Source organism: Mycobacterium sp. DL99 (assembly GCF_004762045.1).
GTDB lineage: Bacteria > Actinomycetota > Actinomycetes > Mycobacteriales > Mycobacteriaceae > Mycobacterium.
Genome location: NZ_SJOM01000007.1, coordinates 5,408,992 through 5,431,404 on the forward strand (window position 1 = coordinate 5,408,992; position 22,413 = coordinate 5,431,404).

The following is a 22,413-nucleotide window of genomic DNA, read 5'->3' on the forward strand; positions in this document are numbered from 1 at the left end:
TTCTTCTGGTTCGGTCACTAATGCCTCCTTATGGCCGCGCGGAAGTCGTCGTCCTTGAGGAACAGCGAGGTGTTGTCGGCGCCGAGATGGGTCCAACGCAGGTTGAGCCCGCCGTCGACCAGGATGGTCTGGCCGGTGATGTAACTCGACAGATCCGAGAGCAGGAACAGGATGGCCCCGGCCTGCTCCTCGGGAGTACCGCGCCGGCCCATCGCGATCGCCCGCTGGTCACGGTCAGGGTCGGCATCGACATAAGTTGCCGAGGCGGCGGTTTCGGTCACCCCGGGAGCAACGGCATTGACCCGGATACCTTCGGCGGCAAGCTCTGCGGCCATCGTGCGGGTGGCCGCCACGATCGCGGCCTTCGCCGTGCCGTAGGCGACGTGATAGGGCGCGGTGTTCATTCCGCTGATCGAGGACACCGACACGATCGAGCCCGGGGTCCCCTGGCCGCGAATCTCTTCGGCCACCGCCTGACTCATGAAGAACATGGTTTCCAGATTCGCGGTGAACAATTCGCGCCAGTCGGCCCGTGACACCCGGGTGGCGGGCATCCAGGTGGACGGCGCCGCGCCGCCGGCGACATTCACCAGCCCGTACAGCGTCCCCCGCCCGTCAGATTGAACGCGACGCACCGCATTCAGCACCGTCGCGATGCCCTCATCGGTGGATGCGTCGGCGGCCACCGTCACCACGTTCAGTCCTTTGTCGGCCAGCGGTGCGACGTGCGTGTCGAGGTTGTCCCGCGATCGGCTCACCGCCACCACCGTGGCCCCGGCCTCGGCCGCCATCCGCGTGACGGTGGTGCCGATGCCGCCACCACCGGCGCCCGACACCACCACAACCCGGCCGTCCAAGCTCAGGGAACTGTCCATTCGCAACCCTTGCCGACTCGATTGTCTTAATTGTCCGGACAACAAATGACGATCTTCATATTGGAGAACACTATTCCGCAGCAGTTATTCAACCGTCAAGGGTGGATCTGAGGTTTCGATGGCTATTGTCTGGACTACGGCAAGTTGCTAACGTCCGAGGTCATGAGCGCCCTATCGGCAAATCCCGGCATCGCCAACGCGAGGTACACCGCAAACCCGTCCGTGGCCGAGAATTGGACGCTGGAGCAGGTCACGGGCCCCAGCCGACTTTTCGGCGCGAACGGCCTGCGCACCGGCCCGGACGGCCGTATCTACGTCGCCCAGGTCACCGGCAGCCAGATCAGCGCGCTCGACCTGGGAACCGGCCGGCTGGAAACCGTCAGTGCCAAGGGCGGCGACATCATCGCCCCTGACGACGTGGCGTTCGACTCGAGCGGCAACCTCTACGCCACCGAGGTGATGGACGGCCGGGTCAGCGTGCGCGCAGCCGACGGCACCACCCGCGTGCTGCGCGACGACATCCCCTCGGCCAACGGCATCACCGTCCATCAGGGTCGGCTGTTCGTCGGAGAATGCCGCGAAGGCGGCCGGCTGATGGAGTTCGACCTGTCCGGCGGCGCCCCGCGCGTCCTGCTGGAGAACGTGCCCTCGCCCAATGCCATGGAGGTGGGCCCGGACGGGCTGCTGTATTTCCCGGTGATGGGCGCGAACGAGATCTGGCGTATCGATCCTGACGGGGGCTCCCCCCAGGTGGTGGCCGGCGGGCTCGGAGTACCGGACTCGGTCAAGTTCGACGCCGACGGCTTGATCGTCTCCACCCAGGTGGCCAGCGGCCAGGTGCTGCGTATCGACCCGCGCAACGGCGAGCAGACGCTGCTGGCCCAGCTGAACCCCGGCCTGGACAACTGCACCTTTGTCGACGGCCGGCTGTTCGTCTCGAACTTCACCGGCGAGATCACCGAGATCCTGTCGGGCGGCGGCACCGAGGCCCTGCTGCCGGGCGGGCTCAACTGGCCGCTGGATCTGACCGTCGGCTCCGACGGCGATCTCTACGTCGCCGACGGCACCTACTTCTACCGGGTGGGCCCCGACGGTGGCCTGCAGACCGCCGCAATGCTGTTTTCCCCCGGCTATCCGGGCTTCCTCCGCGGGGTGATCGCCTCGGGGCCAGGAGAATTCATCGTCACCACCGCTGCGGATACGGTGGCTCGGTTCCGCCCGGGCGGCGCCGAAGATGAGGTGAGCCAGGTACTCGCCAGCGGTATCGACCAGCCCTACGGCGTGGCACAGGCGCCCGATGGCTCGGTGGTCGTCGTCGAACAGGGTGCGGGACGGCTGCTTTCGGTGCGCGACGGCTCGGTGAGCGTGCTGGCTTCCGGCCTGGACACCCCGGTCGGGGTGGTGATCGGACCCGACGGTGCACCGCTGGTGTCGGTGGCCGGTGCCGTTCTCCGGGTGAGCGGTGGGAGTGCCGCCCCGCTCGTCGACGGATTGCACACGCCGCACGGCATTCTCGTGCGCGACGGCGTGCTCTACATCGTCGATTCGGGCAGCAAAGAACTGATCGGCTACGACCTGAACGATGCGGGCCGCACCACGATCGCCACCGGGCTGCCGGTCGGCCCGCCGCCCGGAGTGACCCCCAAGCCGCTCAAGGGCATGCCCCCCTTCTCCGGCCCGCAGGGCCCGTTCGCCGGGATCACCGCCGGAGGCGATGGAACCCTGTACATCTCGGCCGACGGCGACGGCAGCGTGCTGGCGCTGCGCAGGGGCTGACACCCATGACCGTCACTCCCGCCGACCACCGTTATCTCCAGGTCGCACGCACCCTACGCAAGGAGATCGTCGACGGGGTGTACCCCGTCGGCTCACAATTGCCCACCGAACACGAACTGTGCGAGCGCTTCGAAGTCAGCCGCTACACGGTGCGCGAGGCGCTGCGGCGTCTGCGCGACGACAACCTCGTCACGTCGCGGCCGCGGGCCGGCACCACGGTGGCCCAGCGGGCCGCGACCAATACCTATGCCCAGGACGTGGTCTCGATCAACGACCTGCTGGCCTTCGCCACCGGCGCCCAGTTCACCATCGAGTCCAACGCCATGGTCACGATCGACGGCGAGTTGGCCGAACGCACCGGACTCCCGCTCGGCGAGCAATGGCTGGCGGTCCGTGGCTACCGGCAAGCCGATGGCGATCCGGCACCGGTGTGCCGCACCGAGTACTTCATCAACCGCAGCTTCGCCGCCGTCGGGCGGCTGTTGCAGCGACATTCCGGTCCGATCTTCCCGCTGATCGAGGATCTGTTCGGGGTCAGCATCGTCCAAGTGCACCAGGAGATCTCAGCGATCGTCACGTCGCCGGAGCTCGCCGCGGGCCTCAAGGTCGCCGCAGGCACCGCGGCCCTGCAGATGCAACGCACCTACACCACCTCCGACGGGGAGATCGCCCAGGTCACCGTCAACACCCACCCGTCGGACCGGTTCCGCCACTCCATGACGATGCGCCGGGTCAAGGGCTGAGGCACCGTGCGAAATCTGGTGCGACGGGACGAGGCGCGTGCGGCGGACGCCTACGCCCGAGGGTTGTGGGTGTCCACCACCTTGGCCGACGCCCTCGCCGACGCGGCGCGTGACACCCCCGACCGGGTACTGGTGGTCGACGGTGACGTCACCCTGACGGCCCGCGAATTGCACGACCGGGCACGGGCACTGGCACTGCAGCTCACCGATTGGATGCCGGTGGGCAGCGTGGTGTCCTTCATGCTGCCCAACTGGCACGAGGCCGCGACCATCTACCTGGGCGCCACACTCGCCGGCATGACGGTCAACCCGATCCTGCCCTCACTGCGCGACCGGGAACTGTGCTTCATCCTCGACGATGCGCACAGTCGCGCAATCTTCATCCCCGCCCAGTTCGGTAACCACGACTACGCCGCGATGCTCACCCGGGTGTGCAGTCAGATGGACACACCTCCGGAAGTGGTGGTGCTGCGCGGGGATCCGGGCCCGCACCGCGCATTCGACACCCTGCCCGCCGCGCCCGACCGGGACCTGCCCAGGCTCGACCCGGACGACGTCCGGATGATCATGTACACCTCAGGCACCACCGGACGCCCCAAAGGCGTTCTGCACAGCCACAACTCGATCAACGCACTGATCCTGCAGCTGCGCGAGCACTGGATGATCGATCCCGGGGATACCTTCCTGGTGCCGTCCCCCATCGCCCACATCGGTGGCTCCATCTACGCCTTCGAATGCCCCTTGTTACTGGGCAGCACCGCCGTGCTGATGCAGCGCTGGAACGCCGAGGACGGCGTGGTCCTGCTGACCGAACGCAAGTGCACCCACATGGCCGGGGCCACACCGTTTCTGGAGCAGCTCCTGGGGGCCGCCGAACGATCCGGCACCCGGCTGCCCGATCTCAAGGTGTTCATCTGCGGTGGCGCATCGGTGCCGCCCTCGCTCATCCGGCGGGCCTCGGACTACTTCGAGCGGTCTGCGGTCAGCCGGGTGTACGGCTCCACCGAGGTTCCGGTCACCACTGTCGGCTCATTGATCCCCGTGGGCACCGAGCACGCCGCGGAGACCGACGGCCGTCCCGGCATCGCCGAGATCCGGCTGGTCTCCGGCGAGATCCGGGCCCGAGGCCCGCAGATGCTGCTCGGGTACCTGCACCCAGAGGACGAGATCGAATCCTTTGACGAGGACGGCTTCTTCCGCACCGGGGACCTCGGGCGATGGGTCGACGGCGACTACCTTCAAGTGACCGGTCGGACCAAGGACCTCATCATCCGCAACGGCGAGAACATCTCCCCCAAGGAAGTCGAGGACCTTCTGATCGGTCACCTCGGCATCATCGAGGTAGCCGTGGTCGGCCTGCCCGACGACCGCACCGGGGAACGTGCCTGCGCGGTACTGGTGACCGCCGACGGTCCGCGCCCCGACGTGACCGACCTGGGCCGGGTCCTGGCCGAGCATGGTCTGGCCCGGTTCAAAACACCCGAGCAGGTGGAGATCTGGGATGCTCTGCCGAAGAACGACGCGGGCAAAGTACTGAAGCATCAGATCCGAGCACGGTTGAAGGGCGAATAGAATGCAGGTCGCGATCGTCACCGGAGCCAGCAGCGGCATCGGATTCGGCTGTGCCACCACGCTTGCCGACGCGGGCATGGCCGTGCTCGGAACCGGCCGAGACCAGGACCGGCTCGCCGAACTCGAACGAGCGGTGGGTGACCCGGACCGGATCGCGACCCTGGCCGTCGACCTCACCGAGGATGACGCACCACAGCGCATCGTCGAGGCGGCGTTGTCCCGCTGGGGCCGCATCGACTTCCTGATCAACAACGCCGGCATCGGCAGCCCCAAACCCCTGCACGAGACCGATGACGAAACCTTGGACCGCTTCCTGGGGATCATGTTGCGGGCGCCCTTTCGGTTGGCGCGAGATGTGCTGCCCCACATGGGACCTGGCTCGGCCATCATCAACGTGACCTCTACCTTCGCCGTCGTCGGTGGGCTGCGCGGCGGAGCGTACTCGGCCGCCAAGGGCGGATTGACCGCACTGACCACCCACATCGCGTGCCAATACGGCGCGCAGGGCATCCGGTGCAACGCGGTGGCCCCCGGCGTCACCGTCACCCCGATGGTCGAGCGACGTCTCGACGATCCGGGCTTCCGCAAGATGCAGACCGAGATGACCCCGCACACCCGCCTGGGCCGGGTCGAGGACATCGCCGCCACCGTGGCGTTCCTGTGCTCCGACGGCGGAAGCTTCATCAACGGGCAGACCATCGTCGTCGACGGCGGCTGGAGCTCGACGAAGTATCTCTCCGATTTCGCGCTGCGCGCCAAATGGATTGAGGATGGGTCTCAGTCATGAACGTTTTCGCGGTGCTCGATCAGGCCGCCGCCCGGTTCGGTGACCGAGGCGCGGTCTTCCTGGGCGAACGTCAACTGCTCACCTGGGCACAGTTGCGCGACCGCGTGCTGCGGCTGGCCACCTCGCTGAAGTCGCTCGGCGATCTCGGCACCCGCGTCGCCGTCGCCAGCGAGAACCGGCCCGAGATCGTCGAGCTGATGTTCGCCATCTGGGCGGCCGAGTGCGTGTTCGTGCCGATCAACTACAAGCTGCATCCCCGCGAGATGGCCGACATCCTGGCCGATTCCGGTGCGGCGCAGGTGTTCGCGTCGGCCAAGCTCGCCGACGGCCTGGCCACGGTAACCGACGTACCCGTCGAGACCATCGGCACCGACAGCTACTCGGGCCGGTTCGGCGCTGAGCCGGCAGACCCGCCGACCACTGCCCCGAGCTCCCTTGCCTGGCTGTTCTACACCAGTGGTACCACCGGAAAGTCCAAGGGCGCCATGCTGTCCCACCGCAACCTGATGGCGATGACGGTGGCGCACCTGGCCGATTTCGATGACCCGGACGAGAACTGCAGCCTGATCCACGGCGCCCCGATGTCGCACGGCTCCGGCCTGTACATCCCGCCCTACGTGCTGCGCGGCGCCCGTCAGGTGGTGCCCGAATCCGCGGCGTTCGAACCCGGCGAGTTTCTGGATCTGTGCGGCCACCACCCCGGCAGTAGCGCCTTTCTGGCACCGACCATGGTGCAGCGCCTGATCCAGACCGGCCGGCCCCGGCCCGAGAACCTGAAAACCGTGGTGTACGGGGGCGGACCGATGTACGTCGACAGCCTCAAGAAATCGCTGGCGGCCTACGGCCCGATCTTCGTGCAGCTCTACGGGCAGGGCGAAGCGCCGATGACGATCACCGGGCTGCGCCGTCGCGACCACATTGATGCCGACGATGCGACGCTGGGCTCGGTGGGGTATCCGCGTTCCGGCGTCGAGGTCGCCGTGCTCACCGCAGACGGCACCCCAGCTGCGGTCGACGAGATCGGCGAGATCGTCTGCCGCGGGGACGTCGTCATGTCGGGTTACTGGAACAACCCGGTCGCCACCGCCGCCACGCTCAAGGACGGCTGGTTGCACACCGGCGACATGGGTTCCTTCGATGCGCGCGGCTACCTCACCCTGCGCGATCGCTCCAAGGACGTGGTGATCAGTGGGGGCAGCAACATCTATCCCCGCGAGGTGGAAGAAGCACTGCTGGAACACCCCTGCGTGGTCGAGGCCGGCGTGGTGGGGGCACCAGATGCGGACTGGGGTGAGGTGGTGGTGGCGTTCGTGGTCGCCGCCGGAACCGGCGAGATCGACGCGGCAGCGCTCGACGCTCACCTGCTGGAACGCATCGCCCGGTTCAAACGGCCCAAGCGCTACGAGTTCATCGACGCGCTGCCCAAGAACAGCTACGGCAAGGTGCTCAAGCGGGAACTCCGGGACCAGTTGAAGTAGCCATGGACGGGTGGGTTGCGACAGGCATACGCTGAGGTGATCTGGATCACTTACGCCGGACCCGAGGAGGCGGGACGATGACCGCCACAACGACGCATTTCCCCAGCCAGAAGGCGCCCTGTGGACGAACCACACAGGGCGACCACCACATCGAGAATGACGACGACGGCCTGAGCTTCGACGACTTCACGTTCGCCTGCGGCTGCCGCGATATTCGACACACCTACCACGACGGCTGCGTCAGCATCCGCACCATCAGGCACGACGGCAAAGTCCTGAGAGACGAGCGCTGCGGCGAACATGAGGCTTTCGAAGTTTGAGAACCGCCGATGACGGCCTCACACGACATAGTGGTGATCGGAGGGGGCGGCGCCGGTCTGCGCGCCGCGATCGCCATCGCCGAGGCGAACCCGCGTCTGTCCGTTGCGATCGTGTCGAAGGTGTACCCGATGCGCAGCCACACGGTGTCGGCAGAAGGCGGTGCGGCCGCCGTGGCCGGAGCCGACGACAGCATCGACGAGCATGCCTACGACACGATTTCCGGCGGGGACTGGCTCTGCGATCAGGATGCGGTCGAGGCGTTCGTCGCCGAGGCACCCCGTGAGCTCATGCAGCTCGAGCATTGGGGTTGTCCGTGGAGCCGCACCCCGGACGGGCACATCGCCGTCCGCGCCTTCGGCGGCATGAAGAACCTGCGCACCTGGTTCGCCGCCGACAAGACCGGATTCCACCTGCTGCACACCTTGTTCCAGCGGGTGCTTTCTTATCCGGGCATCGCACGTTACGACGAATGGTTCGCCACCACATTGCTGGTCGACGACGGCGCGGTACGCGGTCTGGTCGCGATCGAGTTGGCCACCGGACGCATCGAGACCATCCTGGCCGACGCGGTGATCATGTGCACCGGCGGATGCGGCCGGGTGTTCCCGTTCACCACCAACGCCAACATCAAGACCGGCGACGGAATGGCGTTGGCGTTCCGGGCCGGAGCACCGCTCAAGGACATGGAATTCGTGCAGTATCACCCCACCGGGTTGCCGTTCACCGGCATCCTGATCACCGAGGCCGCCCGCGCCGAGGGGGGATGGCTGCTCAACAAGGACGGCTACCGGTACCTGCAGGATTACGACCTGGGCACGCCCACACCCGAACCCAAGCTGCGCAGCATGGAGCTCGGTCCGCGCGACCGGCTGTCGCAGGCGTTCATCCACGAGCTGGAGAAAGGGCGTACTGACGAAACCCCTTACGGTCCGGTTGTTTACCTGGACCTACGACACCTGGGGGCCAAGCTCATCGACGCCAAGCTTCCGTTCGTCCGGGAACTGTGCCGCGACTATCAGCACATCGACCCGGTCTCCGAACTGGTGCCGGTGCGACCCGTCGTGCACTACATGATGGGCGGGGTCCACACCGATATCAGCGGCGCCACAACACTTCCCGGTCTCTATGCGGCCGGTGAGACCGCGTGCGTCAGCATCAACGGGGCCAACCGGCTGGGTTCGAACTCACTGCCCGAGCTGCTGGTGTTCGGCGCCCGGGCCGGATGCGCCGCAGCCGAGTACGTGTCCCGGGCCGGTGCCGCCTCCGCCTCGGTGCAGACCCAGGCCCGCACCGAGGAGCAGCGCCTGGAACACGACCTGAGCCGGCGCGCCGAAAGCGGCGGTGAACGCATCGCCGACATTCGCACCGACATGCAGAGCGTGCTGGAGACCGCGGCCGGTATCTACCGCGACGGCCCCACCCTGACCAAGGCGGCCGAGCAGGTGCGCGAACTGCAGGCGCGCTTCGCGAATGCCGGCATCGACGATCACAGCCACACGTTCAACACGGAGCTGCTGGCATTTCTGGAGCTGTCGGGAATGCTCGACATCGCCCAGACGATCATCGAATCGGCCTCACACCGCACGGAATCCCGCGGCGCTCACCAGCGGACCGACTTCCCCAGCCGCGACGACGAGCAGTTCCTCGCCCACACCATGGCCCATCGAGAGCCCGACGGCTCAGCGCGGATCGACTATATGCCGGTCAAAATCACCCGCTGGCCACCGGGCGAACGCGTCTACGGGAGATGAGATGGCAGACCGAATTGTCATGGAGGTGGCTCGATATCGACCCGAAACCGATACCGAGCCGGTGCTGCAGTCCTACGATGTTCCGCTCACACGGGAGTGGGCGGTCCTGGACGGACTGAACTACATCAAGGACCGGCTCGACGGCACGCTGAGCTTCCGGTGGTCCTGCCGGATGGGGATCTGCGGCAGCTGCGGCATGACCATCAACGGTGACCCGAAACTGGCCTGCGCCACCTTTCTCGTCGACTATCTGCCCGGGCCGGTGCGGGTGGAGCCGATGCGCAACTTCCCGGTGATCCGCGATCTCGTCGTCGACATCAGCGACTTCATGACCAAACTCCCCCGGGTCAAGCCGTGGATCATCCGCGACGGCGACACCCCGGCCGAGGATGCCGAATACCTCCAAACCCCAGCCGAAATGGAGGAGTTCAAGAAGTTCAGCATGTGCATCAACTGCATGCTGTGCTATTCGGCGTGTCCGGTCTACGCGCTGGACCCGGACTTCCTGGGGCCGGCGGCGATCGCGTTGGCCCAGCGGTACAACCTGGATTCCCGCGACGAAGGCGAGGAGGACCGGCGCGATGTGCTGGCCGCCGCGGACGGAGCCTGGGCGTGCACCTATGTCGGTGAATGCTCGGTGGCCTGCCCGAAGGGTGTCGATCCGGCCGGCGCGATCCAGCGCTACAAGCTCACGGCCGCAACACATTCGGTGAAGAGCCTGCTTCTCCCGAGGGCCGCGCAGTGACGACGTATCGACAGCCGGTGCCCGTGTTGTGGTGGGTCAAACGACCGTCGTACCTGCGGTACATGCTCCGCGAGGCCAGCTGCAAGGCCGTGGCCTGGTCGGTGGTGTATCTGGGATTGCTGGTGTGGGCGCTCGGCACGGGCCGCAATGACTGGTTTCAGGATTTCAGCAGCCACCCGCTGGTGATCGCACTGAACCTGGTGACGCTGGCATTGCTGTTGTTGCACACCGTGACCTGGTTCAGCCTGGCGCCACGCGCGATGATCGTGCACCTGCGGGGCCGGCGGGTGCCCGCGGGCGCGGTGCTCGCCGGCCATTACCTCGCATGGCTCGTCGTCTCGGCGGTGATCGCATGGGTGGTGCTGACATGAGCACGCCGGCCCGTCGGACGCCGGAACCGTACTTCTGGCTGTTGTTCTCGGCCGGCGGTATGGTGACCGCGCTGACGCTACCGGTGCTGATGTTGCTGTTCGGCGTGGTGTTCCCACTCGGCCTTCTCGACGCCCCAGATCCAACACATCTGCTGGCCGTGGTGCGCAATCCGCTGACCAGGATCGTGCTCGCCGGCATCTTTGTGCTGGGACTCTTCCACTGGGCCCACAGGTTCCGCTTCATGCTCGAGCACGGCCTGAAACTCGGTCGCTTCGACCGGGCGATCGCGGTCTGCAGTTACGGCGCGGCCGCTTTGGGCTCGATCGCAGCGATCTGGGTGTTGCTCACCCTCTAACGGCGAACAGACGCAAAACTGCCTGTTTTCCCTAGAGAAAGGGCAGTTTTGCGTCTGCTCGGCGAGAGAAATTACGACGACGCGTAGAGCGCCTTGAACTTGTTGAGCGACTGCTGGATATCGCCCTTGAGCGCGGCCGCGACCACCATGCCGATCGGCCCGAACAGCGCAGGTCCGCCGAGGTGGACATCGAAGGACACTTTCGCGCCCTCTCCCCCATCAACGGCGGCCGGCGTGATCTTTCCGATCAGCTTGACCTTTACCCCGCCACGGCCCTCGCCGTTGAGGGTCAAGGACTGCGGCGGTTTGTAATTCACCAGCGTCCACTTCACGCGGTTCAGCATGCCCTTGACCTCGACGATCGAGTCGATGACCGTGCCCTTTTCCAGGGTTTCGGGCAACTTCGACCGCCATGCCCGGTGGATGCTGAGCCACTCGTCGTATCGGGACAGATCAGAGGCGTACTCCCACGCCTTCTCCGGCGGCAACGGAACATCGACGGAGACAGACAATTTGGCCATAAGCTACTGCTGCGGTTCTTCCTTGTCGAGGGCGTTCTTCGCCGCTTCTTGCGCCTTATCGACCACGCTGGAGTACTTGCCCTGCGTCTTCTCGTCGACGATGTCGCCGGCCTTGTCGATGGCCTGCTCGACCTTGTCAGCATTCTGCGACAGAAGGTCCTTGGCCTTGTCCAGGAATCCCATCATCCCACCCTATCTTCTCGATACCTTCTCGGTGTCTACCGAACGCTCCGCATTCTCCCCGCTGCCAGCTATCTCCACAACCGGCGCTTCTCCCCCAGGACCATGCCCTGGACCCACCACAGCGCCTCGATCAACGCGGCCCCGACCAGGCCGATGCCCAGCGCGATTGCGGTGACCTTGAGATTCGACGGATCCAGCATGAACAGGCGTTGAGCCAGCGGCAAACAGAAGATCAGCACATACGCCAGCCCGGAGACCGCGACCAGCGCCACGCGCCACCACTCGTACGGGCGGGCCACCACCGACAGCACCCACAACGAAGACACCAACAAGGTGATGAGTGCCGCCGTCGAGGCCTGCGTCTGCCCCACCAGGCCGGCCGCCCGGCCCTCATAGGCCACCAGGTAGGAGACGAACGTGGCAGTACCCACCACCACGCCCGAGGGCAGCGCCGCCGTCATCACCCGGCGCACGAAACCCGAATGGGCCTGTTCATTGTTCGGGGCCAGCGACAGGATGAATGCCGGGATGCCGATGGTGAACCAGGCCGCGATGGTGACGTGGATCGGCTGGAACGGGAACAACAGCGGATCGGTGCCGAACAACTTGGACGACAACCCGGCCAACCCGACCAGGATCGCCAGCAGGACCGAGTACACAGTCTTGGTGAGGAACAGGTTCGAGACCCGCTCGATGTTGCCGATCACCCGCCGGCCCTCGCCGACCACGTAGGGCAGCGTGGCGAACTTGTTGTCCAGCAACACGATCTGAGCCACCGCGCGCGAGGCCGAACTGCCCGAACCCATCGCGACACCGATGTCGGCGTCCTTGAGGGCCAGCACGTCGTTGACGCCGTCCCCGGTCATGGCCACCGTGTGCCCGCGCGACTGCAAGGCATGCACCATGGCCCGCTTCTGATCCGGGCGCACCCGGCCGAACGTGGTGTACTCCTCCAGCGCGTCGGCCAGCTGCTCCGGCTCGTGGGGCAACTGCCTGGCGTCCATCGTCTCGCCGTGCAGGCCCAGTTTGCCCGCCACCGCGCCCACCGACACCGCGTTGTCACCCGAGATCACCTTGACCGAGACATGCTGGGAAGCAAAGTAATCGAGCGTTTCACCGGCATCCGGCCGGATCCGCTGCTCCAGCACCACCAGCGCGACGGGAGTGACGGTTCCGGGGGCCCGCGGCGCGTCGACCGCCAGATCGGAGGACCCGACCAGCAGCACCCGCAGCCCCTTGGCACCGATCTCCTCGGCTTGCTCGGCCACCGGTGAGCTGGAGTCCAACAACACATCCGGGGCACCGATCACCCAGTTGCCGTGCTCGCCGTAAGACGCGCCGCTCCACTTGGTGGCCGACTTGAACGGGGCCGTCGCGGTGGCCGTCCAGCCCGGCGGCGTGCCGTAGGCCTCGGCGATCGCCACCATGCTGGCGTTGGGCCGGGCGTCATCGGAGGCCAGCTGCGCCAGTACCTGCGCAACAGCATCTTCGCGGCCCTGCTGGCAGAGCTTGAGATCACTTACCCGCATACCGTTTTCGGTCAGCGTTCCGGTCTTGTCGGCACACACCACGTCGACGCGGGCCAGGCCCTCGATCGCGGGAAGCTCATTGACCAGGCACTGGCGCCGGCCCAGCCGCACCACCCCGACCGCGAACGCGAGTGAGGTCATCAGCACCAGGCCTTCGGGCACCATCGGCACCAACGCACCCACCATGCGTAGCACCGGTTCATGCCACACCGCATCGGTGGTGAAGATCTGACTCATGATGATTGCCAGTGATTCTCGCCAACCACCCTCGTTGTCGACGATGTCGTGGTAGGTCTGCTTGAGCGAATCCAGCATCTCGGGGTCGGTGGTGAACAGCTGGCTGTAGATGATCAGCAGCCCCGCCGGCACCAGCATGTACGTGATGACCTGGAGAATCTTGTTGATGCCGTTGCGCAGTTCGGATTTCACCAGGGTGAACTTGGAGGCCTCTTCGGCCAGCTTGGCGGCGTAGGCCTCGTGTCCCACCTTGGTGGCCCGGTAGGCGCCGGAGCCCGCGACCACGAAACTGCCCGACATCACCGCCTCGCCCAGTTCCTTGACGATCGGGTCGGCCTCACCGGTCAGCAACGACTCGTCGACCTCAAGGTTGGATTCCTCGATAACCTCACCGTCCACCACGATCTGATCGCCGGGCCCGAGTTCGATGATGTCGTCGAGCACCACCTCGCTGGGCAGCACTGCGCGACTACCGGATTCGCGGCGCACGGTGGGCTTGGCCTGGCCCACGATGGCCAACTTGTCCAGGGTCTGCTTGGCCCGGATCTCCTGAATGATGCCGATCGCGCTGTTGGCGATGATCAGGAGGCCGAAGGCGCCGTTGATCACCGACCCCGTCGATATCACAATCAGGAACAGCACACCCAGAATCGCATTGATCCGGGTGAACACGTTGCCGCGGATGATCTCGGAGATGGTCCGCGCGGCACGCGTCGGGACATCGTTGGACTTACCCTCGGCAACCCGCTGGGCCACCTCGGCTTCGCTGAGACCGGCTGCTGTGGTCATGGTCATCGGGGCTGCCTCTCTTCGCGCAAGCTGCTCATCGGGCGAAAGCCCCCGTCCCGTCCTCGTCGAAATACTCCAGCGTTAGTCTGTCACCGGAAAACGTCGCCTTGGAGATGGTCCCCGGCGGGGCGTTTTCGGTGACGAACCTGAAGGTGAACACGTCACCGTCCCAATGCTCAAGCGGCACGCTGAGCTTCTGCCCCAGCGCCAGGTTCAGCTTCCCGTCCTTTTCGGTCACGGTGGCCGGCCCCCAGTAATCGTTGCGATACACCCCGGTGTAGCCCGAAAGAGGCTTGGCAGGTGCCGGATCCGCGGGCGGCTGCTTGCCCACCAATTCGCCCTCCGGCGCATCCATCTCGGCGAACGCGTCGGCGAATCGCTTGCGCCAGTCCTCGCGCACCTCGCCGAACTGCACCAGGTCGGCGAACTCCGCGGTCAGCGTTTCCGGTACGCCCGTCGGTGTGGCATTGGTGAGCGCCACGATGGCCACATCGGCCGACGGCAGGACGACGAAATTGGCTGCCGCCCCAAGCTCGAAAGCCCCAGAATGGCTGAGTTGCATTCGGGCGGCCGAGGTCGACCCGACGTTGAACCCGTAACCGTAGAACCCGGACCGCATCGCGGGCTCCGTCGCACGGCTCGACACCGCCTGCGGGGTGAGGGCGGGAAGCAGCGCCTTCTCGTCGACGATCTGCCGGTCCGCATACTTGCCGTTGGCCAGCACCATGGCCAGCCAGCGGGCGACATCGTTGACCGAGGAGCTCACCCCGCCGGCAGGCGATTGTGGGTCGGGATCCCGCACGTACTGCGGCTCGTATCGGTCGTCGATCCGGATGTGCCCGACGGCCCGGTTGGCCCTGACCTGGAAATCGGCGAAACGCGAACTCGTCGAGCTCATCCCGAGCGGCCGGTACAGCACCTCCCGGGACAGGTCCGCCCAGTCCTTCCCGGCACCCGCCGCCACCGCCTCGGCCCCTGCGGTGAGCCCGAAGTTGGTGTAGGCGTAGGAGATCCGGAACGGTTCCAGAGGGAGCCGGCGCAGATGCTCCAGCACGTAGCGCCGGTCATAGCCGAGATCCTCGAGCTTGTCCCCGGCATGGTCGGGCAGACCCGACCGGTGCGCGAACATGTCTCCCACAGTCACCAGCCGGGTGGTGGTGGGGTCCGACAGTGCGAACCATGGCAGCTTGGAAACCATCGGGGTATCCCATTCGACAGCACCCGCGCCGACCTGTTGGGCAACCACGGTGGCCGACAGCGATTTCGACAGCGAGGCCAGCTGGAACACCGTGTCAGCGTCCACCCGGTTGCCGTCGGCGTCGCCGTCACGCACATCGCGGACGCCGAAACCTTTCGCGTACACCGTCTTTCCGCCATGCACCACGGCAACGGCCATACCGGGGATCTTCGCATCGCGCACCAGCTCCTCGGCGATACCGTCCAGCCTGGCGACAGCGTTGTGCACGGCGTTCTCCGGCAACGGCATCGCGGGCACCAGCGGCGGCGGCTGGTCGGCGATCGGCTGGGCGGTTTGGGTGGCGTTGGCGCAGCCCGTCAGGGCGGCGACACCCACCGCGAGGCCCACTGCCGCGATACGCGTCACGACGCGAAGGTTCGACACAGGACGCGAGTATGCCCGCAAACCTGCCCGGGCTCGGTGCAATGCGGTTACAAGTGGGGCTACATCTGCCACCACGGGTCCACCACAGGAGATTCCCGGTCGACCCGCTGGCCGGGCTTCGGCACCACGACAGGCACCCCGGCCGGGTCGGCCGCCGCCAGCAACCGCCGCACCGGATCCGCCCACGGGTGCGGGGCCAGCCGGAACGTGCCCCAGTGAACCGGCACCAGCAGACCGGAATCGGTGACGTCCAGGTGGGCGCGCACCGCTTCCTCGGGATTCATGTGAATGTCGGGCCAGGCCGGGTGGTAAGCACCGACCGGTAGCAGGGTCAGGTCGAAAGGCCCGTATTCCGAACCGATTTCGGAGAAGCTCTTGGTGTAGCCGGTATCGCCGCCGAAGAACGCCCGATGTTGCGGCCCGATGAAAGCCCACGAGGCCCACAGCGTGGTGTTGCGCTGGAACAGCCGCCCCGAGAAGTGGCGGGCCGGCGTGCACACCAGGGTCAGCTCGCCGATCCGGTAGCTCTCGTTCCAGTCCAGCTCGATGATGCGGTCTTCGGGAATCCGCCACTTACGCAGATGCGCGCCGATCCCCAGCGGCACCACGAATGGCGCCCGCTGCGTGCGGACCAACCCCAGGATCGTCTCGATGTCGAGATGGTCGTAGTGATCATGACTGATCACCACGGCGTCGACGGCAGGCAGCGCCTCCAGCGGCAGCGGCGGCTCGTGCAGCCGTTGCGGTCCCACCACCCGCGACGGCGAGCAGCGCTGACTCCAGACCGGATCCGTCAGCACCCGGTAGCCATCGATCTCGACCAGCGCGGTGGAGTGCCCGTACCAGGACACCGCGCAGGCCGCGGCTTCCCCGTCGGCATTTTCGGACGGCTCGGCCAGCGGGATCGGCCCGGGCGGCCGGCTGGCCGAGCGCGGGGCGAACATCTCGGCGATCAGCATGCGCCACTCTTCGGAGCTCATGCTGATCCCGGGCGATGCCGGCTCGACGTTGACGAACACACCGTCGGCGTACTGCGTGGACCGCTGCGCCGCCGGGCGGATGTCGCGAGGCAGGGCCCCCACCGAGGCATAGGTCCCGTTCAGCGCGCGCACCAACCACCCGCCGGCCAGCACTGAAGCCGACCTGGTGCCCAACCGCAGCGCAGCGCGCAGCACGTCAGGCCCCGTTGAAGTTCGGCGGGCGCTTCTCGATCCGGGCCACCTGGGCTTCGATGACGTCCTGGCTGCCCCACGCCTTGTCGAACAGCTCCTTGTGGGCCGGCCACGACTCCTCGTAAGCACCGTCGTCATTGAGCACCCGCTTGGCGTGCTGCAGCGCCAGCGGAGCGAACCCGGCAAGCTCGGCGGCCCACTTCTGCGCGTCGGCCAGCGTGCCGATGCGGTTGGCCATCCCGGTCTGAAGCGCGGTCTCCGCGGTGAGCTTCTCGGCGCCGAGCAGCATTCCCCGCGCCCGGCCGTGGCCGACCAGCGAGGTCAGCCGGCGGATACTCCAGTTGTCGAGGGCCAGGCCGTACCTTGCGACGGGGAACTGGAAGTAGGCGTCAGGGGCGACGACCCGCAGATCGCAGATCATCGAAAGGATGACGCCGGCGCCGATCGCCGGGCCGTTGATCGCGCCGATCACCGGAACCGGGGTCCTGTCGATCGCCAAGTTCAGCGCCAGCGCCTTGTCTGGGAGCTTTTCGGCCATGCCCGCGGCATCGGTCAGGTCCGCGCCTGAGCTGAACACCGAGCCGGCCCCAGTCAGCACGATTGCCCGGACATCCTGCTCGGCAGCATTCTCGACCGCTTCCCGCAGGCTGTCGACAAGCTCGCAGTTCAGCGCGTTGCGCCGCTCTTCGCGTTGCAGTTCCAGGGTCAGGACATTGCCGTCTCTGGTCACACCAATCATGTGGCCAGCCTATATAGGCTGGCGCCGTGAGTCGGATCGGCGCCCGCGCGCTTCGTGATGCAGTGCTCGACAAAGGCTCGTTCCGCAGTTGGGACGCACCGCCCGTCGAGGTCGCCCGCTCTGCGGATTACCAGCGCGAACTGGCCGATGCGTCGGCGAAGACCGGGCTCGACGAGTCGGTGCTGACCGGGGAAGGCACCATCTTCGGCCGCCGGGTGGCCGTGGTGGCGTGCGAGTTCGACTTCCTCGCCGGGTCGATCGGGGTGGCCGCCGCCGAGCGGATCACCGCCGCGGTGACGAGAGCCACAGCCGAGCGGCTGCCGCTGCTGGCCTCACCGAGCTCCGGCGGCACCCGTATGCAGGAAGGCACGGTGGCGTTCCTGCAGATGGTCAAGATCGCCGCGGCCGTCGAACTGCACAAGCAGGCCCACCTGCCCTACCTGGTGTATCTGCGCCACCCCACCACCGGCGGCGTGTTCGCCTCCTGGGGTTCGCTGGGGCACGTCACCGCCGCCGAGCCGGGTGCGCTGATCGGCTTTCTCGGCCCACGGGTTTATGAGCACCTGTACGGCGAACCCTTCCCGTCCGGCGTGCAGACCGCCGAGAACCTGCACGCCCACGGTGTGATCGAGGGCCCGGGCGCCGACCGCTACCTGTCCCCCGAGATCGGCGCCGTCGTCGACCTGGCCCACAGTGGGGCGCTGGTGGCAGCCGCCGAGAGTGCGATCGGCGCATTGCAGTGACCCGCTCCGTCCCCGCCCACCCATTGGGAGCATCCGTGCCCGATCAGCCCGTCCGCCCGACCGTACGGCCTCGTCCCGTGGTGGCCGAGCTGCCCCGTTACTCGCGCGCCGCGGGCCTGAGCCAGGTGCGCTGGCGCGCGTCGTCGAATGAATCGACGGTGCCGCCGTCGCCGCGTGTGCAGCAGGCCATCGCGGAGGCGGCCGGGCAGGCTCACCTGTATCCCTCGCTGCAAGGTGATCTGCTCATCGCCGATCTGAGCACCCGGTTGCAGGTCGCCCCCGAGCAGATCGTCGTCGGCGGCGGATCTCTGGCGGTGCTGCAGCACACGCTGGCCGCCTACACCGGGGCCGGCTCCGAGGTCGTGCACGCCTGGCGCAGCTATGAGGCCTACCCGATCCTCATCGGTGTCGTCGGGGCCACCCCGGTCGCGGTTTCCCTCGATGCCACCCACACCCACGACATTGACGCAATGCTGGCCGCAATCACCCCGGCCACCCGGGCGATCATCGTGTGCAACCCCAACAATCCAACCGGCACCGAACTGCCCCGCAGCGAGATCGAGCGCCTCATCACCTCGGCGCCAGGCAACGTGCTGGTACTGCTCGACGAGGCCTACCAGGAGTTCGCCAGCACCAACGTCGACGGGCTCAGCCTGGTCCACCAATACCCCAATGTCGTTGTCTTCCGGACTTTTTCCAAGGCCTACGGCCTGGCCGGACTACGCGCCGGGTACATGGTCGCCCATCCGGAGGTCGCCGCCAACATCCGCGCAGCCGCGCCACCGTTCGGATTGAGCCGGCTTGCCGAGGCCGGCGCCCGGGCCGCGTGGGCCGACACCGATCACACCGATCACATCGTCAAGGTGGTCCGCGACGGACGCGAGTACCTGCGTAGCGAGGCCGCGAAGCGCGGGCTCGCTACCCCGGCCAGCGGTGCGAACTTCGTCTGGTTCCCCGTCGGGTCGCGCACAGTGGAGCTTCAGGACGCCTGTGTTGCCCGAGGTGTTTCGGTCCGGGCGTTCGACGGCGAAGGAGTGCGGGTCACCGTCGGTGGCCGTGACGCCGAGGATGCCGTGCTGGCCGCGATCGACAGCCTCAACTGGGCCGCCACCGCCAGTCCGCACGCCCCCTCCCCCGCGCGCTGACAAGTCGCCATCCAAGGTTGCTGGCGTTCTGGGACAAATCCGACGAAAGGACCGGCATGAGCATCCTGCGCACGCTGACGACGCTCTCGGTTACGAAACCTTGCAGCGACGCCGACGGCGAGGCACTGGCCGCATGGTTGGACGCCAAGGCCGACCTGCACAGCACCATCGCCGGCCACGGCGGCCCGGACGCCGGTAGAGCACACCAACTCGCCGAGGCCACTCGACGGCGCGCCGCAGCACTGCGCTGCGACCGGGGCCGATGAGCGGCGGCCACCCTGATTCGGCCGCGGTGGCATCGCCGACGGCGACCGAGGCAGACGGCGACACACGAGGGTTGGATACCCGGGCCGGTTGGCAGGTGGTGTGGGCCGTACATGCCTTGACCGCTGTCACCTACGGCTCGGCATACTCCTTTTCCGCCGCCTTTCCCGGCTTGGCCGACGAGTTCCACGCCTCCCGTTCGGCGGTGGCATTGGTGTTCTCGTTGGCTGCAGGCGGTTTTCACTTGTTCGGCGCCATCGCGGGGCGACTTGCCGACCGCGTATCCATCCGCCTGATGTGCGTGGCTGGGGTCTTGGTGATGACGACCGGATACCTGGCGGCCTCGCGCGCACCGACGCTCAGCGCTCTCTACGCCTGCTACGGCCTCGGTGTCGGCTTGGGCATCGGCCTGCTCTATGTACCGTCGATGGCCGCCGTGCAAACCTGGTTCGCCGTCAAGCGCTCCGCAGCGGCGGGCATCGCCACCGCGGGACTGGGAATCGGCACGGTCGTGGCGCCGATGGCCGTCGGCGCCGTCTTGCCGACACTGGGATGGCGCACGTGCTTCGTCATCCTCGGCGCCGCCATCGCCACCGCGGGATTGCCTGCGGCGCTGCTGGTTCGGCGACGTCCGCGTGCCGTCCCGGCAGCGATAGCGTCGACGTCGCGGCCCCTGTTGCCGGTCCTGCGCACCGCGGTGTTCGCCCGGTTCTACCTCTCGGTGCTGCTGGCCTCGATCTGCACCTTCATCCCCTACGTGCACCTCGTGCCGGCCGCCCGTGACCAGGGCTACTCCCTGCAGATGGGGACCCTGCTGATCGCACTGATCGGCGTCGGCAACATCCTGGGCCGGTTCGGGCTCGGCGGTATCGCCGACCGGATGGGGCGCCTGCGTGTGCTGGCTGCACTGACCGCCATCCTCGGGTTCTCGTTCCTGGGATGGGCGGCCAGCAGTGCCCTGCCCGTACTGATCGGCTTCGCCGTCCTGTTCGGCCTCGCCTACGGCGGGTGCGTCAGCCTGTACCCAGCAGTTACCGCAGATCTGTTCGGTGACAACGGAATCGGCGCTACCCTCGGCGCCCTTTACACCAGCGTCGGGCTGGCCGCGCTGGTCGGCCCCACCTTGGCGGGTTACTTGCGCGACAGCACGCACAGCTACACCGCGCCCGCGCTGATCTGCGCCGCCGCCGCGCTGATCGCCGCCACGCTGACCCACACCCTGCACCGCAACGCCACCAGCGGTGACGGCACCCGACCACACGTGAGGACACACCCGTGACCGGCCCAGAACCGACACCCACCTCCGCAAGCACTGGCGCGCCGGATTCACCGGCCCGCAGCCTGACCATGACCTTGCTGATGACCCCCGACATGGCCAACTTCTCCGGCAACGTCCACGGCGGAGCGATCCTGAAGATCCTCGACCAGGTCGCCTACGCGTGCGCCAGCGCCTACGCCCGAAGCTACGTCGTGACGCTCTCGGTGGATCGCGTCCTGTTTCGCGACGCCATCCACGTCGGCGATCTGGTCACCTTCTCGGCATCGGTCAACTACACCGGTCGCACCTCGATGGAGATCGGGATCCGCGTCGACACCCTCGACATCATCTCCGGAATCGCGCGCCATACCAACAGCTGCTACTTCACCATGGTCGCCGTCGATGCCGAACGGCGGCCCATTTCCGTACCCGCGTTGCAGTCCGCCGATCCCGTTGCCACACAACGTTACGAATCGGCCCGCCGGCGGCGGAGGGCCCAACGGCAGCAGTTTGAGAGCCCACACAACTGCGAATGCGGCGCCTGACCAACGTCAACGCGAGAACCAGCCCGGCGGCGCTACCCCCGACATCGCCCACGTCAGCTGCTGGGCGGCATGACGCACCGCACGAACCAGCTCGCTGACCGCCACCGAGGATCGGTCGGCGCGCCGCGTCACGCTGATCGCCGCGACCGGGCGGCTGGAATGGTCGAACGCGCACGCAGCCACCGAGTGCAGCCCCTCGGTGATCAGGCCGTCCTCCTCGGCCCAACCCTGGCTTCGTTCAACCCCGAGCAGCCGCCGCAGCTGCGGCAGCGACGTCGGACCACGGCCGGTCCGGATCACGAACCCTGTGCTCGCCGGGAACAACGCGCGCACCTGAGCGGCGGGCAGGTGTGCCAGAATCGACCGCCCGCTGGCCGTCAGATGAGCCGGCAGCCGGACACCGACGTCGGTCACCAACGTCACCGGCACACGGGCGACTGCGGGCTGTTCCTTGATCAGATACAGCGTCTCCGCGCCATGCAGGACGCCCAGATGAGCGGTCTCGCCGATCGCGTCGACCAGTCGGCGCAGCACCGGCCGTGCCAGCAATTCCAGCGGTTCGTGGCGCATGTAGGCCGAACCGATCTCGAAAGCGGCCACGCCCAGCCCGTAGCCGCGCTGCTCAGGCAGATGCACGACGAAGTGATGCTCGATGAGCACTTCGAGCAGGTGATACACCGTTGATCGAGGAATGCCCAGCTCGCGGGCCAGCGTCGCCGCACCGACCGGACCGGTGCGCGCCGCCAGCGCTAGCAGCAACTCCAGGGAGCGGCCCACGGCCGGAGAGGCACTCGACACCCAACCCACCCATCTGTCTCGGATTCGAGACAGTATCGCGGAAACGGCTCTGCAGCAATGCGACCGGATGCGGTGTGCTGGACACCAACAACGC

At 67.0% G+C, this 22,413-nt stretch carries 22 protein-coding genes and 1 pseudogene; 15 read left to right on the forward strand and 8 right to left on the reverse strand.

What is annotated here, in order from left to right; all coding sequences use genetic code 11:
* Positions 1 to 17: 17 nt before the first annotated feature.
* Positions 18 to 875: an SDR family NAD(P)-dependent oxidoreductase gene (locus tag EYZ64_RS26385; protein WP_135458159.1), complete on the reverse strand. Its 858-nt coding sequence runs from the start codon at positions 873 to 875 to the stop codon at positions 18 to 20.
* Between the two features lie 162 nt (positions 876 to 1,037).
* On the opposite strand from EYZ64_RS26385, the gene EYZ64_RS26390 reads away from it, so the two are divergent.
* The 10 genes from EYZ64_RS26390 (at position 1,038) to frdD (ending at position 10,775) form a co-directional block, all read left to right on the forward strand.
* Positions 1,038 to 2,651 (forward strand): SMP-30/gluconolactonase/LRE family protein, encoded by a 1,614-nt coding sequence (locus tag EYZ64_RS26390; protein WP_135458161.1) that lies wholly within the window; start codon positions 1,038 to 1,040, stop codon positions 2,649 to 2,651.
* A gap of 5 nt (positions 2,652 to 2,656) precedes the next feature.
* The gene (locus EYZ64_RS26395) at positions 2,657 to 3,394 is read left to right on the forward strand and encodes a GntR family transcriptional regulator (protein ID WP_135458163.1); all 738 of its coding nucleotides are present in this window, start codon (positions 2,657 to 2,659) and stop codon (positions 3,392 to 3,394) included.
* An 18-nt stretch (positions 3,395 to 3,412) separates the two neighbouring features.
* The gene (locus tag EYZ64_RS26400; protein ID WP_135460269.1) at positions 3,413 to 4,966 is read left to right on the forward strand and encodes an AMP-binding protein; all 1,554 of its coding nucleotides are present in this window, start codon (positions 3,413 to 3,415) and stop codon (positions 4,964 to 4,966) included.
* A 1-nt stretch (position 4,967) separates the two neighbouring features.
* Positions 4,968 to 5,753: an SDR family NAD(P)-dependent oxidoreductase gene (locus EYZ64_RS26405; RefSeq protein ID WP_135458165.1), complete on the forward strand. Its 786-nt coding sequence runs from the start codon at positions 4,968 to 4,970 to the stop codon at positions 5,751 to 5,753.
* On the forward strand, positions 5,750 to 7,231 hold the full coding sequence (locus tag EYZ64_RS26410; RefSeq protein WP_135458167.1) for an acyl-CoA synthetase: 1,482 nt from the start codon (positions 5,750 to 5,752) through the stop codon (positions 7,229 to 7,231). The genes EYZ64_RS26405 and EYZ64_RS26410 overlap by 4 nt, the downstream gene beginning before the upstream one ends.
* A gap of 77 nt (positions 7,232 to 7,308) precedes the next feature.
* Positions 7,309 to 7,551, forward strand: a complete 243-nt coding sequence (locus tag EYZ64_RS26415; RefSeq protein ID WP_135458169.1) for a hypothetical protein — start codon at positions 7,309 to 7,311, stop codon at positions 7,549 to 7,551.
* A 9-nt stretch (positions 7,552 to 7,560) separates the two neighbouring features.
* On the forward strand, positions 7,561 to 9,303 hold the full coding sequence (gene frdA / locus EYZ64_RS26420; protein WP_135458171.1) for a fumarate reductase (quinol) flavoprotein subunit: 1,743 nt from the start codon (positions 7,561 to 7,563) through the stop codon (positions 9,301 to 9,303).
* Between the two features lies 1 nt (position 9,304).
* Positions 9,305 to 10,048: a succinate dehydrogenase/fumarate reductase iron-sulfur subunit gene (locus EYZ64_RS26425; RefSeq protein ID WP_135458173.1), complete on the forward strand. Its 744-nt coding sequence runs from the start codon at positions 9,305 to 9,307 to the stop codon at positions 10,046 to 10,048.
* On the forward strand, positions 10,045 to 10,419 hold the full coding sequence (locus EYZ64_RS26430) for a succinate dehydrogenase/fumarate reductase transmembrane subunit (RefSeq protein ID WP_135458175.1): 375 nt from the start codon (positions 10,045 to 10,047) through the stop codon (positions 10,417 to 10,419). Before EYZ64_RS26425 ends, EYZ64_RS26430 begins: the two co-directional genes overlap by 4 nt.
* Positions 10,416 to 10,775, forward strand: coding sequence for a fumarate reductase subunit FrdD (gene frdD, locus EYZ64_RS26435; protein WP_135458177.1), 360 nt, complete (start codon positions 10,416 to 10,418; stop codon positions 10,773 to 10,775). The genes EYZ64_RS26430 and frdD overlap by 4 nt, the downstream gene beginning before the upstream one ends.
* 71 nt (positions 10,776 to 10,846) lie before the next feature.
* Here the strand turns inward: frdD and EYZ64_RS26440 are convergent, their stop codons facing one another.
* From EYZ64_RS26440 to EYZ64_RS26465, 6 genes are all read right to left on the reverse strand, one after another.
* Positions 10,847 to 11,296, reverse strand: a complete 450-nt coding sequence (locus EYZ64_RS26440; protein ID WP_135458179.1) for a type II toxin-antitoxin system Rv0910 family toxin — start codon at positions 11,294 to 11,296, stop codon at positions 10,847 to 10,849.
* A 3-nt stretch (positions 11,297 to 11,299) separates the two neighbouring features.
* A complete protein-coding gene (locus EYZ64_RS26445) occupies positions 11,300 to 11,479 on the reverse strand; it encodes an antitoxin (protein WP_135458181.1) in 180 nt (59 codons plus the stop codon).
* A gap of 68 nt (positions 11,480 to 11,547) precedes the next feature.
* The gene (locus EYZ64_RS26450; RefSeq protein WP_135458183.1) at positions 11,548 to 14,040 is read right to left on the reverse strand and encodes a cation-translocating P-type ATPase; all 2,493 of its coding nucleotides are present in this window, start codon (positions 14,038 to 14,040) and stop codon (positions 11,548 to 11,550) included.
* A gap of 28 nt (positions 14,041 to 14,068) precedes the next feature.
* Positions 14,069 to 15,628 carry a serine hydrolase gene (locus tag EYZ64_RS26455; protein ID WP_286175338.1) on the reverse strand — a complete coding sequence of 520 codons (1,560 nt, stop codon included), beginning with the start codon at positions 15,626 to 15,628 and terminating at the stop codon, positions 14,069 to 14,071.
* 86 nt (positions 15,629 to 15,714) lie between these two features.
* Positions 15,715 to 16,830, reverse strand: a complete 1,116-nt coding sequence (locus EYZ64_RS26460) for an MBL fold metallo-hydrolase (protein WP_135458188.1) — start codon at positions 16,828 to 16,830, stop codon at positions 15,715 to 15,717.
* A 1-nt stretch (position 16,831) separates the two neighbouring features.
* Complete coding sequence (locus tag EYZ64_RS26465; RefSeq protein ID WP_135458191.1) at positions 16,832 to 17,566, reverse strand: enoyl-CoA hydratase; 735 nt, start codon at positions 17,564 to 17,566, stop codon at positions 16,832 to 16,834.
* Between the two features lie 26 nt (positions 17,567 to 17,592).
* Here EYZ64_RS26465 and EYZ64_RS26470 point away from each other — a divergent pair.
* The 5 genes and pseudogenes from EYZ64_RS26470 to EYZ64_RS26490 form a co-directional block, all read left to right on the forward strand.
* Positions 17,593 to 18,228, forward strand: a pseudogene (locus EYZ64_RS26470) (carboxyl transferase domain-containing protein); the annotation flags it as partial.
* A gap of 116 nt (positions 18,229 to 18,344) precedes the next feature.
* Complete coding sequence (locus EYZ64_RS26475) at positions 18,345 to 19,454, forward strand: aminotransferase class I/II-fold pyridoxal phosphate-dependent enzyme (protein WP_135458193.1); 1,110 nt, start codon at positions 18,345 to 18,347, stop codon at positions 19,452 to 19,454.
* A 56-nt stretch (positions 19,455 to 19,510) separates the two neighbouring features.
* Positions 19,511 to 19,720 carry a hypothetical protein gene (locus tag EYZ64_RS26480; RefSeq protein WP_135458195.1) on the forward strand — a complete coding sequence of 70 codons (210 nt, stop codon included), beginning with the start codon at positions 19,511 to 19,513 and terminating at the stop codon, positions 19,718 to 19,720.
* 26 nt (positions 19,721 to 19,746) lie between these two features.
* Positions 19,747 to 20,997, forward strand: a complete 1,251-nt coding sequence (locus tag EYZ64_RS26485) for an MFS transporter (RefSeq protein WP_210115582.1) — start codon at positions 19,747 to 19,749, stop codon at positions 20,995 to 20,997.
* A 68-nt stretch (positions 20,998 to 21,065) separates the two neighbouring features.
* On the forward strand, positions 21,066 to 21,521 hold the full coding sequence (locus EYZ64_RS26490) for an acyl-CoA thioesterase (protein ID WP_135460270.1): 456 nt from the start codon (positions 21,066 to 21,068) through the stop codon (positions 21,519 to 21,521).
* Between the two features lie 6 nt (positions 21,522 to 21,527).
* On the opposite strand, the gene EYZ64_RS26495 is transcribed toward EYZ64_RS26490, so the two are convergent.
* Entirely contained in the window at positions 21,528 to 22,319 is a 792-nt protein-coding gene (locus EYZ64_RS26495; RefSeq protein ID WP_135458199.1) for an IclR family transcriptional regulator, read from the reverse strand.
* Between the last annotated feature and the right edge of the window lie 94 nt (positions 22,320 to 22,413).